The sequence below is a fragment of the Agromyces protaetiae genome (assembly GCF_030866785.1).
Taxonomy (GTDB): Bacteria; Actinomycetota; Actinomycetes; order Actinomycetales; family Microbacteriaceae; genus Agromyces; species Agromyces silvae.
This window is the reverse complement of record NZ_CP133018.1, coordinates 3,762,740-3,774,983: the sequence shown is the minus strand read 5'-3', so window position 1 is coordinate 3,774,983 and position 12,244 is coordinate 3,762,740. Positions and strand designations below refer to the sequence as shown.

General features: G+C 72.9%; 11 protein-coding genes. 8 read left to right on the top strand and 3 right to left on the bottom strand.

What is annotated here, in order from left to right:
• The first annotated feature begins 117 nt into the window (after positions 1 to 117).
• From QU602_RS17255 to QU602_RS17240, 4 genes are all read left to right on the top strand, one after another.
• Positions 118 to 1,977, top strand: coding sequence for a glycosyltransferase family 39 protein (locus tag QU602_RS17255; protein ID WP_308797684.1), 1,860 nt, complete (start codon positions 118 to 120; stop codon positions 1,975 to 1,977).
• Between the two features lie 92 nt (positions 1,978 to 2,069).
• Positions 2,070 to 2,423 (top strand): hypothetical protein, encoded by a 354-nt coding sequence (locus QU602_RS17250; protein WP_308797683.1) that lies wholly within the window; start codon positions 2,070 to 2,072, stop codon positions 2,421 to 2,423.
• Between the two features lie 196 nt (positions 2,424 to 2,619).
• The gene (locus tag QU602_RS17245) at positions 2,620 to 3,585 is read left to right on the top strand and encodes an alpha/beta hydrolase (RefSeq protein WP_308797682.1); all 966 of its coding nucleotides are present in this window, start codon (positions 2,620 to 2,622) and stop codon (positions 3,583 to 3,585) included.
• 219 nt (positions 3,586 to 3,804) lie between these two features.
• Entirely contained in the window at positions 3,805 to 4,941 is a 1,137-nt protein-coding gene (locus QU602_RS17240; RefSeq protein ID WP_308797681.1) for a helix-turn-helix domain-containing protein, read from the top strand.
• A gap of 292 nt (positions 4,942 to 5,233) precedes the next feature.
• Here QU602_RS17240 and QU602_RS17235 read toward each other — a convergent pair whose 3' ends face one another.
• Entirely contained in the window at positions 5,234 to 6,160 is a 927-nt protein-coding gene (locus QU602_RS17235; RefSeq protein WP_308797680.1) for an alpha/beta fold hydrolase, read from the bottom strand.
• A 72-nt stretch (positions 6,161 to 6,232) separates the two neighbouring features.
• On the opposite strand from QU602_RS17235, the gene QU602_RS17230 reads away from it, so the two are divergent.
• Entirely contained in the window at positions 6,233 to 6,898 is a 666-nt protein-coding gene (locus QU602_RS17230; protein ID WP_308797679.1) for a TetR/AcrR family transcriptional regulator, read from the top strand.
• 427 nt (positions 6,899 to 7,325) lie between these two features.
• Here QU602_RS17230 and QU602_RS17225 read toward each other — a convergent pair whose 3' ends face one another.
• The gene (locus QU602_RS17225; RefSeq protein ID WP_308797678.1) at positions 7,326 to 8,138 is read right to left on the bottom strand and encodes a PDC sensor domain-containing protein; all 813 of its coding nucleotides are present in this window, start codon (positions 8,136 to 8,138) and stop codon (positions 7,326 to 7,328) included.
• A gap of 4 nt (positions 8,139 to 8,142) precedes the next feature.
• Positions 8,143 to 8,913 (bottom strand): FadR/GntR family transcriptional regulator, encoded by a 771-nt coding sequence (locus QU602_RS17220; protein ID WP_308797677.1) that lies wholly within the window; start codon positions 8,911 to 8,913, stop codon positions 8,143 to 8,145.
• A 54-nt stretch (positions 8,914 to 8,967) separates the two neighbouring features.
• Here QU602_RS17220 and QU602_RS17215 point away from each other — a divergent pair, with 54 nt between their 5' ends.
• The 3 genes from QU602_RS17215 to QU602_RS17205 are packed head-to-tail and all read left to right on the top strand — an operon-like array spanning position 8,968 to position 12,233.
• A complete protein-coding gene (locus tag QU602_RS17215; RefSeq protein ID WP_457851469.1) occupies positions 8,968 to 10,104 on the top strand; it encodes an ABC transporter ATP-binding protein in 1,137 nt (378 codons plus the stop codon).
• A gap of 15 nt (positions 10,105 to 10,119) precedes the next feature.
• Positions 10,120 to 11,298: an ABC transporter substrate-binding protein gene (locus QU602_RS17210; protein ID WP_308797676.1), complete on the top strand. Its 1,179-nt coding sequence runs from the start codon at positions 10,120 to 10,122 to the stop codon at positions 11,296 to 11,298.
• Positions 11,298 to 12,233, top strand: a complete 936-nt coding sequence (locus QU602_RS17205) for an ABC transporter permease (protein WP_308797675.1) — start codon at positions 11,298 to 11,300, stop codon at positions 12,231 to 12,233. Before QU602_RS17210 ends, QU602_RS17205 begins: the two co-directional genes overlap by 1 nt.
• Positions 12,234 to 12,244 lie beyond the last annotated feature (11 nt).

Sequence of the window (12,244 nt, the reverse complement as noted above, 5' to 3'; positions counted from 1 at the left end):
CTGCGCGCCGCCATTCCGGCTCGGGCGAACGCCCTGAACGGATGCCTCGCCGGTGCCCCATGCGCGACACCGCCGCCGAGGCATCCGAAACAGAGCAATGCTCAGTATCCTGCCAGGGTGACCTCGTCGCCTCGCTCGGCTCCGCCGGATGACCCGGCCCTGCCCGGCGACCCGGTGCCGCTCGAGCCGCATCCGTCGCCGCGTGCCGCCATGCACCCCGTCCGCGCGCCCCGCGCGCCCCGCGCCCGCCGCACCGCCTGGATCGCCGCCCTGGTCGGCCTCGCCGCAGCAGCCGTCGGCTACGCGGGCGCGGGCGTCCCGTCGTACTGGGGCGACGAGGCCGCGAGCGTCATGTCGGCCGAACGCTCCTGGCCGAGCCTCGTCGCGATGCTCGGCGAGGTCGATGTCGTCCACGGCCTCTACTACGCGCTGCTGCACATCTGGATCGACCTGTTGGGCCCGAGTGAGTGGTCGACGCGGGCGCTGAGCTCGATCGCCGTCGGTCTGCTCGCGGCCGGGACGGTGGTCCTCGGCACCCGCTGGTTCGGCGCGCGCGCTGGTCTGATCGCGGGCGTCCTCTGCGCGGTCCTCCCGCGCACGACGTACCTCGCCGTCGAGGCGCGCTCGTACGCGCTCGCGGCCGCGGCCGCGGTCTGGCTCACAATCGCGTTCGTCGCGCTCATCCGCCGGGAGCGTGCGGGCCGCTGGCGGTGGGGCCTGTACGCCCTCGGGCTCGCGGCCGCGATCGTGCTGTTCCTTCACCTCGCGCTCCTCGTGTTCGTGCACGCCGTCGCGCTCGCCGCACAGCGGCCGCGCCCCGCACGCGCGGTCATTCGCGGATGGGTCGCCGGGACGGCGCTGGCGCTGGCGCTCACCCTGCCGTTCGTCGTGCTCGCCTTCACGCAGAAGGATCAGCTCGGCTACCTCGCGCTCCGCGACTGGGCGCGACCCGAGCACGTGCTCGTCACGCAGTGGTTCGTGTCTCCCGGCGTCGCGGTGGCCGGCTGGATCCTCGCGCTCACCGGCGTGGTCGCGACGCTCGCGGCGGCTCGCCGGGGCCGGGTCGCGGCTCCGCCCGGGCTCTGGCCCGTCCTCGCATGGGTCGTGCTGCCGACCGCGGCGCTGCTCCTCGTCGATGTCGTGATCACCAAGTCGTACAGCCCCCGCTACGTCGCCTTCTGCGTCCCCGCGGTCGTGCTGCTGGTCGCGCTCGGCGTCGAACGCGTCGCGCTCTGGCTCGCGCTGTGGCTCGCGCCGCTCCTCGCGAGATCGGATGCGTCGCGCCGGGCGCGAGCGTCGAGCGGGACGGATGCCTCGCGCCGGGCGCTCGGGTCGAGTGGGGCGGATGCCTCGCCCAGCGCGCTCGGCTCAGACGATCCGGATGTCTCGCGCCGGGCGCTCGGCTCAGACGATCACGATGCCCCACCCCGCCTCGCCATCTCGGCGGGTCCGAGATCCGCGCCTCTCGCGCCCGCGCGGCACGCCGTCGCGACGTTCGTCATCGCGTCGCTGCTCGCCCTCTTCGCCCTGGCCGCCGCGCCCGAGTATCTGGCGCAGCGCACCGAGCTGGCGAAGGACGGCGGCGCCGACTTCCGCGCCGTGGCGGTGTACGTCCGGGAGCACGCACGCCCCGGGGACGCCGTCGTCTTCGGCCTCGCCGACCGGCGCTCCCGAGAGCCCCGGCTCGCCCTCCGGCTCTACCCCGACGCCTTCGCCGGCCTCGTCGATGCCCAGCTCACGACGCCGTACGACGCCCTGCCCGGACTCTGGGACGAGGTCGCCCCGCTCGCAGCGGTCGCGCACGACCTCGACGCCCCGACGGTCTGGGCGATCGACGCCACGGGGGTTCCACGCGGTGGCGACGAGCAGCGCGTGACGCCGATCGACCCGGAGGTCATGGCGGAGGCCGGGTACCGGCTCGCCGGCACCGAACCGTTCGCCCGCATGACCGTCTCGGAATACGTCCGCGTCCCGTGACCCCACACGAAGCTGGCCCTGTGGCCTCCGGATCGATACCGTGAGTGCTGTCGGGGCCACCCGAGGGTCCCGCCCGACGAAGGAGATGGGTCATGGCAGGTCAACGTCCGGTCGGCGTCACCGTGGTCGCGGTGATCGCCTGGATCTCGGGAGCGCTGAACATCCTCGGCGGGGTGATCCAGATGTTCCCCGGCGGCGACAACTTCGCGGCGGGGGTGTGGGCGCTCATCATCGGCATCGTCACCATCGTCGTGAGCCTCGGGCTCTTCCGCGGTTCGAACGCCGCGCGGATCGTCGTGACGATCGTGTTCGTGCTGAACCTGCTGTCGGCCTTCTTCCTCCTCTTCTCGCCGTTCACGCTCTGGTCGGCGGCGATCTCGGCGCTGCTCGCCGGCATCGGCATCGCGCTGCTCTACACCCGGCCCGCGAACGTCTTCTTCCGCTGATCCGTGCCGCTGATCCGGGCCCCGGGCCCCGGGCCGCGCGCCGCGAGCCGTCGGCCACGCCTGGCCCGACCCGACCCGCCATCCGGCGGTCGAGCTGGCCGGAACGTGGCACGGACGGCGGACGCCCTCGCCTGCGCGCTCCGTCAGGATGAGCTTCACAGGCCACAATGAGGTGGCCCCGAACGATGGAGTTCACATGACCGACACGCTGATCCGGCCGCCGTTCGACCCCGAGCTCGCGGCCGCCCTCGAGCTCATCCACGAACAACTGCCGCGGACGTTCACCGCCGACCTGATCCCGGCGCTCCGCGCCGGCATGACCGGCGCGGAGGTTCCCGCGTTGCTCGACGAGCGCGGCATCGAGTACCGCGATGTGACGATCGAGGGGTACGGCGGCGACGAGATCGTGGTGACGGTCGTGCACCGTCGCGGTCGCACGGGCACGGGTCCGGGCATCTTCCACACGCACGGCGGCGGCATGATCATCGGCGATCGCTGGATGGGGGTGACCGGGTTCCTCGACCTGATCGAGCAGCACAACGCGGTCGTCGTGACGGTCGAGTACCGTCTCGCCCCCGAGTTCCCCGACCCGTACCCGGTCGAGGACTGCTACGCCGGCCTCGTGTGGACCGGCGAGCACGCCGCCGAACTCGGCATCGATGCCGACCGCTTGATCATCGCGGGCGGCAGTGCGGGCGGCGGGCTTGCGGCCGGCACCGCGCTCCTCGCACGCGACCGCAGCGGGCCGGCGCTCGCCGGACAGCTGCTCATGTGCCCGATGATCGACGACCGGGACGCCTCGGTGTCCACGGTGCAGATCGACGGCATCGGCGTCTGGGACCGGGCGTCGAACCTCACCGGCTGGACGGCGTTGCTCGGCGACCGCCGCGGCACCGACGACGTGTCGATCTACGCGGCCCCGGCTCGTGCCACCGACCTCTCGGGACTCCCGCCCGCCTACATCGACTGCGGCAGCGCCGAGGTGTTCCGGGATGAGGACGTCGCCTACGCGACCGCGCTCTGGTCCGCGGGCGTGCAGGCCGAGCTGCACGTGTGGGCGGGCGGCTTCCACGGCTTCGAGGGACTCGCGCCGCAGGCGGCCGTGTCGCAGGCCGCGCTCGCCGCCCGCGCGAGCTGGCTGGCCCGCGTCCTCGGCGTCTGACGCGAGACGTCTGACGCGAGACGTCTGACGCGCCGTGTGATGCGTCGCGTCTGATGCGCACCGTCTGATGCGCACCGTCTGATGCGCGACGCCGCACCCGCGTCGCATTCGAGCTCCGCCGGCCGCGGGTCCGCCTGTCTCCCGCGGTCGGCGGAACCGTCGCGACCGGGCCCGCCGGAGCGGATCGGCGTCCGCCACGGCCGGTAGCATGCGGTCAGCGTGCACGTCACGAACGCGATGGAGCCGGGCATGAAGGAACTCGTCGGGCGGCTGACCGCCCTCGACCCCGAGGCGAGCGAGTCGCTGAAGGTCATCTCCTACTTCGACACGCTCGTCGCCGGCGGCGTCGGCGTCGAGGCGCTGCTCCGCGGTGCCGCGGCGCTCAGTGGCGCACCCGTCGGCTTTGCCTCGCCGGCCCGCAGCTCCCGCATCGGCCCGGACGGCGCGCGTCTGCCCCTCCATGAGACGGATGCCTCGGCCACGTTCCCGCCGACCGCGGATCCAGGCGCCGCCGGCGGGTCGGCCGCGGAAGGCGGCGCAGTGCCCGGGGTCGGCTCGCGCGCGCGGACCCACGTGCCCGCATCCGCCTCCTCCCGCCGCGTCGGCGACGACGGCGTCGTCTGGATCGAACGCGCCGGCGAGCCGCACGCCAACGACGCGATGGTCCTCGAGCGACTCGCGATCGCCGTCGACCTCACGTCCGCGCGCCGAACGGGTGATGCGTCCGCGGTCGTCGAGGTCGCGGTGAACCCGCATGCCGCGGCCGATGAGCGAGCCACGGCACTGGCCCGCCTCCGGCTCGACGGGGGTGCGGCGCTCCGCGCCGACGCGCTTCCCGCCGGGGAGCCCTTTCCATATGCCGCACCGAGCGCGATCGTCGCGACGGCGCACGGCCTCGCGCGTGCTGTGGTGAGCCCGGCCGGTGCCTCGACCCCATGGATCGGCTCATCGTCCGCGGGTCTCGGTCTCGCCCTGCCGCCCGACCGGCTCCCCGAATCCTGGGCGTCGGCGCTCGTCGCGCTGCGCATCGCGAGCACGGCCGAGCCCGTCGTCGACGCCGCCGATCTCGGCGCGCTGCTGCTGTTCGCCGAGGCGGCCGACGCCGCTCCGGCGCTTCACCCGGACGCCGCCGCACTCGCCGCGCTCGACGACCGTTCGCGTCGGGTGCTCGACGCGCTCGCGGACGTCGGCAGCGTGCGCGCCGCCGCCGCGCAGCTCGGTATGCACCACTCGAGCGTGCAGGCGCGCGCCGCAGCACTCACCGACACCCTCGGCTACGACCCGCGCACGACCCGGGGCCGCACGCGCTACACCCTCGCGCGCACCCTGCTCACGCTCGCCGAGCCCCCCGGCTGACGCCCGATCGGACGCGCGGCGCTCGCCGCCGGGCCACGGCCTCCGTGTGCGGCGGCCAATGCGCGCGCGACATGCGAGCACCGGTGCAGGAGGCGCGCGCCGCAGTGCTCACCGGCACACTGGGCTACGACCCGCCACGCCCTCGCGCACACCCTGCTCATGCTCACCGCGCCAACCGGCTGACGCCCGGGCGGCCGGGCGGCGCTCGCCGCCGGGCCACGGCCTCCGTGTGCGGCGGCCAATGCGCGCGGCACGCGAGCACCGGTGCAGGAGGCGAGCGTCCTGCGCGCGGTCAGCCGGCGACCGTGTCGCGCGATCCGAGCCCGGCCGCATCGACGGCCGCGAGGCCGCCGGTCGTGAACGCGACGACGGCGTCGAGCGTCGCGTCGGCGCCGAGCACGCGGGTGTGTCCCGAGCCGCTCGAGAGCACGTAGCGCGAGCGTTCGCCGTGGGCGGCGTGCACGCGCTCGGCCTCGGACACCGAGACCTCGCGGTCGCCGCGGTCGTGGACGACGAGCAGCGGCACCTCGGCCGGGAGCGGGAGCTCGGCGACGTCGAACCGGCGCCAGACGGCCGCCGCATCGTCGGCGGCCGTCGAGGCGGATGGCTGCCGCACCCGGCGCGCGAACGATCGCCCGAGTGCGTCGCGGGACGCCGAGCCGAGGCCGACGCGCTCGCCGAACGCGTCGACGAGGTAGCGCGCGCTGGACATGCCAGCGATCGCGACCACGCCGCCCGTCGTCACCCCTTCGCGCGCGGCGGTGAGCGCCGCGAGCGAGCCGAACGAGTGGCCGACGATCGTGTGGAAGCGGCCGTGCCGCGACTGCAGCGCCTCCATCGCGGCGAGCCAGTCCCGAATGTCGGTGCGCCGCCCCTCGGAGTCGCCGTTCGCGGGTGCGTCGAACGCCACGAGCCGGAATCCCTCGGCGCGCAGCTCCCGGACGATGGGCGCGAACTGCGCCGCCCGCCCACGCCACCCGTGCGCGAGCAGAACGGTGTCGGCGCCCTGCCCCCACTCGAAGACCGCGAGGTCGCGACCGCGCACCCGGATGCTCGAGCGGCGAGCCTGCTCGTGCACGGCGCGTTCGTGCGGACGCACCGGCCGCCGTGGGCGGGAGCTCATGAACAGCGGCAGCGTGAGCCGCGCAGCGGCGGCCGGGGAGACGCGATCGGCGGCGCGCGCGGCCGCGACCGCGGTGACGGTGGCGATGGGGTGCATGGGTCACTCCCGAGAAAGAAATACGAACGGTCGTACGGCAACTATACGCACGATCGTGCGTAAACTGAAGACATGAGTGAGATCGCGGTCGACGGCCGCCGGGCCCGCGGGGATGCCTCGCGCCGAGCGATCCTCGCGCACGCGGTCGATCTCGCCTCACTGGAAGGCCTCGACCAACTCTCGATCGCCCGCATCGCGGGCGCCGCGAGCCTCAGCAAGTCGAGCGTCGCGACCCTCTTCGGCACCAAGGAACGGCTCCAGCTCGCGGCGGTCGAGACCGCGGCCGCGCGTTTCGCCGAGACCGTCGTCGAGCCGGCCAGGGTGCAACCCCGAGGCATCCGCCGCCTGGTCGCGCTCCTCGACCGGGTGGTCGCGTACTCCGAGGGCCGTGTCTTCCCCGGCGGCTGCTTCTTCTCGGCGTCCGCCGCCGACTTCCACGCGAAGCCGGGCGTCGTGCGCGACGCGATCGCGCTGCAGCTCGACCGTTGGCTCGGTTACCTCGCGGCGTCGGCCAGGTACGGCGTCGAGCAGGGCGAGCTCCCCGGCCTCGACGACCCCGACCAGCTCGCGTTCGAGCTCCAGGGCACGTTCGAGTGGATGAACCTCATGTCGGTCATCCACGACGACGACCTGCCGCACCGCCGCGCGCGGCGCGCCTACCGCGACCGACTCGTCGCCCTCGGTGCCGACCCCGCGATCGCCGAACTCGTGCTCACCCCCGGCGCCGCCCTGCGCTGACCCGCCGGCGGCCGCGCCGTGACCAGTCGTCGGGAGTTCTGTGCGACACGCCGTCTGCGGGCGCGGCGTGCCGGCGTGTCGCGCACGAATCCCGACGACTCGTCGCACGCCATCCGTGCGCTGATGCGGTCTGGGCGGCATGCGTCCGCATCGACCGCCGGCGGGCGCCAGACCAGTCGTCGGGAGTTCTGTGCGACACGCCGTGTGCGGGCGCGGCGTGCCGGCGTGTCGCGCACGATTCCCGACGACTGGTCGCGCGCCTCGCTCGGGCCGACGTCGTCTGGGCGGCATGCGTCCGCATCGACCGCCGACCTCGCCGTGACCAGTCGTCGGGAGTTCTGTGCGACACGCCGTGTGCGGGCGCGGCGTGCCGGCGTGTTGCGCACGATTCCCGACGACTCGTCGCGCGCCCGTCACAGCGGCGAGGTCACAGCACCAGCGCGAGCGACGTGTCGCCGCACGGCACCACGACCGCACCGTCGGGCAGCACGGTCGGCGCGGCAGCGCCGGCGGCATCCGTGCCCTCGACGCCGCGCAGCAGCGCAAGCGACTCGGGCAACCCGTCGAGCCGCAGCAGTGCGCCCGTCGCCCGGTGCGGGTCGGTCGACAGCACGATCCGGCCGGAGGCGTTCACGAGGGTGCACGCCCGCGCCGACTCCGCGAGCACGGGCAGCAGCTCCTCCTCGAGCTTCGCCACATAGAGGTCGACGCCGACGAGGCCGACCAGCTCGTCGCCGACCGTCACGGGCGTCGTGATCGTCACGGTGTAGTCGTCGGTGCAGAGGTAGTCGACATAGGGGCCCGTCAGGTGGCGGGTGCCGGTGCGTGCGGGCACCCGCCACCACTCCAGCGTCGTGTAGTCCCGGAACTGCTCGGAGTCGGGGTCGCTCACCGCGATCAGCCGGCGCACGCCGGTGCCCGCGTTGAATCCCGTGCCCCCGGCGAGGGAGAGCGCTGCGGCGCTGCCGAGCCACCAGGCGAGGTGCCACGGCGCGTCCGCGAGGTACCCGGGTGCGGCCACGAATCCGGCGCCCGTGATGAGCCCGCCCGGGTGGGCGAGGTCGTCGTGCACGAGGCGTTCCACCGCGGGGTCGAGCTCGCGCGCGAGCGGTTCGGGGTCGCCGGTGAGCCGTGCCGCGAGCGCGTCGCGCCAGGCGTCGACGGTCGCGAACACGGGGTCGATGGTCGAAGCGATCCGGCTCGCGACCTGCAAGGCGGCGACGTCGACGGTGACGGTCATGGCCTCACTCCTTCCGGGTGGGCGGTGCGGATGCCTCGATCCGCGCTTTCTCGTCGATGAGCCACTCGACGGCCTGCTGGATGTGGTCGGTCGTGGCGCGGCGTGCGGCCGCGGGGTCGACCGCCCGGATCGCGTCGATGACCTCGAGTCGCATCGTCCTGCTGCGGTCACGATAGTCCTCATCGCGCAGGCACAGCCAGAGCAGGGGGCCGGCGTCCGCCTGCAGCCGCAGCTCCTCGTGCACGAGCCGCGGCGACTGGCTGAGCGCGGCGACCTCGAGCTGGAAGCGCCCGGCCGCGCGGCGCGCGCCGCCCGGCGTGCTGAGGTCGGCGCGCGCGTCGATGTCGACGAGGCTCTGCACGTCGTCGTCGCTCGCGCGGTCGGCGGCGACCTCGGCGGCCATGCCCGCGATCGCGGCCACGTGCAGTGACAGGTCGCGCAGCTCGATGCGACTGAGGGCGTGCACGCGCTCGTCGATCATTCGGGTCGAGACGTCACGGTCGTAGGTCACGAAGCTGCCGCCGTCGCGGCCGCGGCGGGTGAGCACGAGTCCTTTGTCGCGCAGGGCTTCGAGGGCCTCGCGGGCGGTGACGACCGCGACCCCCAGACTCCGCGCGAGGGCCGACTCGCTCGGCAGGCGTTCGCCGTCGTGCAGCACGCCCGCGACGATCGCGTCGGTCAGCCGCTGCTCGACGAGCACGGCTCGCCCGGCGCCGTCGAGCGGCGAGAAGACGACCGCGTGGGCCGCGTCGGCGCGGCCCGTCGCGTGCGGCATCGGTACCTCCCGGGGGCAGCGTGAGGATCTGTGACACGACCGTAACACGGGGCTATGGACGAAGACATCTGGAACCATATGATTTCAAGTGCGGGTGCGACGCTGCGCCCGGAGGGAGCAGCCATGCCGCCGATGCCGCCCATCGAACCCACCCAGCCCGCCATCCGCCTCACCGGGCTCACCAAGGAGTTCGGCCCGGTCACCGCGGTCGACGGCGTCGACCTCGAGATCGCGGCCGGCGAGTTCTTCTCGATGCTGGGGCCGTCGGGCTCGGGCAAGACCACGGTGCTGCGCCTCATCGCCGGGTTCGAACAGCCGACGGCCGGCACGATCGAGCTCTTCGGCCGCGACGTCACGTCGCGCGCCCCGTTCGAGCGGGACGTGAACACCGTCTTCCAGGACTACGCGCTCTTCCCGCACATGAACGTGCTCGAGAACGTCGCGTACGGGCTGCGCGTGCGCGGCGTCGGCCGCGCCGGGCGCAGGGAGCGCGCGACGCGCGCGCTCGCGAGCGTGCGGCTCGAACAGCTCGGCGGCCGCAAGCCCTCGCAACTGAGCGGCGGGCAGCGCCAGCGCGTCGCGCTCGCGCGGGCCACCGTCGTGCAGCCCAAGGTGCTGCTGCTCGACGAGCCGCTCGGCGCGCTCGACCTGAAGCTCCGCGAGCAGATGCAGGTCGAGCTGAAGCAGATCCAGCGCGACCTCGGCATCACGTTCATCTTCGTCACGCACGATCAGGAGGAGGCGCTGACGCTCTCTGATCGCATCGCGGTCTTCAACGCCGGCCGCATCGAGCAGCTCGGCACCCCGGCTGAGCTTTACGAACGCCCCGCCTCGCGCTTCGTCGCCGACTTCGTCGGCACCTCGAACCTCTTCGGGCACGAGCACTCGCAGGCGCTGCTCGGCCGGGCCGGCCACCACTCCGTACGGCCCGAGAAGATGACCGTCACGAGCGCGGGGCTGACCGGTGAGGGCGTGCGCAATGCGCCGGGCACCGTGGTCGAGGCGATCTACCTCGGCAGCGGCATCCGTCTCGTCGTCGACCTCGACGCCGGCACCCGGGTGACCGTGCTCGAGCAGAACGACCGCGACCGCCTGCACGACGACGAACGCGGCGACCGCGTCGTCGTCTCCTGGCACGACGACGACGTCGTGCCGCTCGGGCTGGAGGCCATCCCCGCCGTCGCGGGGTGAGTGGAGGAGAACACCATGATGAGAACACGCAGCGCCCGCCGCGGCGCGGGCGCCGGACTCGCGATCGCCGCGGTCGCCGTGCTCGCGGCCTGCGGCACGTCGGGCACCAGCACCAGCTCGACCGAGGAGGCGATGACCGAGCTCGGCGACATGGAGGGCAGCCTGTCGGTGCTCGCCTGGCCGGGCTACGCCGAAGACGGCTCGAACGACCCCGAGGTCGACTGGGTCACGCCCTTCGAAGAGGAGACCGGCTGCGAGGTCACCGTGAAGACCTTCGGCACCTCCGACGAGGCCGTGAACCTCATGAAGACGGGCGACTATGACGTCGTCTCGGCGTCGGGCGACGCCTCGCTGCGGCTCGTCGCCGCGGGCGACGTCCAGCCGGTCAACATGGACCTGATCCCGAACTACGAGAACATCTACCCGTTCCTGAAGAACAAGGCGTGGAACACCGTGGACGATGTGAACTACGGGGTGCCGCACGGCTACGGCGCGAACCTGCTCATGTACAGCACCGAGACGTTCCCCGAGGCGCCCACGAGCTGGAGCGTCGTGTTCGACGAGTCGGCGCCGTACGCGGGCAAGGTGACCGCGTACGACTCGCCGATCTACATCGCGGACGCCGCCATGTACCTCATGGCGACAGAGCCCGACCTCGGCATCGAGAACCCGTACGCGCTCGACGAGGAGCAGCTGGCCGCCGCGGTCGAGGTGCTGCAGCAGCAGCGCGAGAACATCGGCGAGTACTGGTCCGACTACCTCAAGGAGATCCAGGCGTTCACGACCGGCGACACGGTCGTCGGCACGAGCTGGCAGGTCATCCAGAACGTGCTCGAGTCGCAGGGTGCGGCGACCGCGGTCACCGTCCCCGAAGAGGGCGTCACCGGATGGTCCGACACCTGGATGATCTCGTCGGGCACCGAGAGCCCGAACTGCGCGTACGCCTGGCTCGACTACATCGCGAGCCCCGAGGCGAACGGCGCGGCGACGGAGTACTTCGGCGAGGCGCCGTCCAACGACGAGGCCTGCGAGTTCCGTAGCGACTGCGAGGCGTACCACGCCGGGGACGCCGCGTACGCCGAGAACATCTGGTACTGGACGACGCCGATCGAGGACTGCATCGACGGCCGCACCGACGTGACCTGCACCGACTACTCGGCGTGGACCGACGCCTGGCAGCAGATCAAGGGCTGATGACCGAGACCCGGACGGCACCGACTCCCGGATCGGCGCCCGTGCAGACTCGCCCTCGCCCTCGCCGCTCGCCGGCGAGGGCGGGCTCGGCATTCCTCGCGAGACATCCGCGACTCCGGCTCACACTGCTGCTCGCTGCGCCGCTGTTCTGGCTGGGCCTCGTGTACATCGTGGCGCTCGTGCTGCTGCTGGTCACCGCGTTCTGGTCGGTCGACACCTTCACGGGCGAGATCACGACCGAGTTCACGCTCGACAACATCGTCGAGGTCGTCACGGGGTCGCTCTACCAGACGGTGACGCTGCGCACCGTGGGCGTCGCGCTCGCCGTGACGCTCATCGACGTCGCGCTCGCGCTGCCGATCGCGTTCTTCATGGCGAAGGTCGCGTCGCCGCGCATGCGGCGCGTGCTCGTGATCATGGTGCTCACGCCGCTGTGGGCGTCGTACCTCGTGAAGGCGTACGCGTGGCGGTCGGTGCTCTCGCAGGACGGCATCCTCGAGTGGCTCGTCGCGCCGTTCGGCGGGTCGACGCCCGGCTACGGGCTGCCCGCGACGATCATCACGCTGTCGTACCTGTGGCTGCCGTACGTGATCCTGCCGATCTACGCCGGGCTCGAGCGGGTGCCCGACTCGCTGCTCGAGGCATCCGCCGACCTCGGTGGACGCACCTGGCCGACGCTGCGCCATGTCGTCTGGCCGCTCGCGCTGCCGGCCGTCATCGCGGGCACCATCTTCAGCTTCTCGCTGTCGCTCGGCGACTACATCACGGTGAACATCGTGGGCGGCACGAGCCAGATGCTCGGCAACCTCGTCTACACGAACGTCGGCGCGGCGAACAACCTGCCGCTCGCGGCGGCGATCGCGCTCATCCCGATCGCGATCATCTTCGGGTACCTCTTCCTGGTGCGTCGCACGGGCGCGCTCGACAACCTCTAGACCGGCAGACA

Bases quoted from the DNA above. Each gene is read 5' to 3' on its own strand.
- QU602_RS17250 (WP_308797683.1), top strand. From the start codon at position 2,070: ATGGCAGGTCAACGTCCGGTCGGCGTCACCGTGGTCGCGGTGATCGCC.
- QU602_RS17245 (WP_308797682.1), top strand. From the start codon at position 2,620: ATGACCGACACGCTGATCCGGCCGCCGTTCGACCCCGAGCTCGCGGCC.
- QU602_RS17235 (WP_308797680.1), bottom strand. From the start codon at position 6,160: ATGCACCCCATCGCCACCGTCACCGCGGTCGCGGCCGCGCGCGCCGCC.
- QU602_RS17230 (WP_308797679.1), top strand. From the start codon at position 6,233: ATGAGTGAGATCGCGGTCGACGGCCGCCGGGCCCGCGGGGATGCCTCG.
- QU602_RS17225 (WP_308797678.1), bottom strand. From the start codon at position 8,138: ATGACCGTCACCGTCGACGTCGCCGCCTTGCAGGTCGCGAGCCGGATC.
- QU602_RS17220 (WP_308797677.1), bottom strand. From the start codon at position 8,913: ATGCCGCACGCGACGGGCCGCGCCGACGCGGCCCACGCGGTCGTCTTC.
- QU602_RS17215 (WP_457851469.1), top strand. From the start codon at position 8,968: ATGGACGAAGACATCTGGAACCATATGATTTCAAGTGCGGGTGCGACG.
- QU602_RS17210 (WP_308797676.1), top strand. From the start codon at position 10,120: ATGATGAGAACACGCAGCGCCCGCCGCGGCGCGGGCGCCGGACTCGCG.
- QU602_RS17205 (WP_308797675.1), top strand. From the start codon at position 11,298: ATGACCGAGACCCGGACGGCACCGACTCCCGGATCGGCGCCCGTGCAG.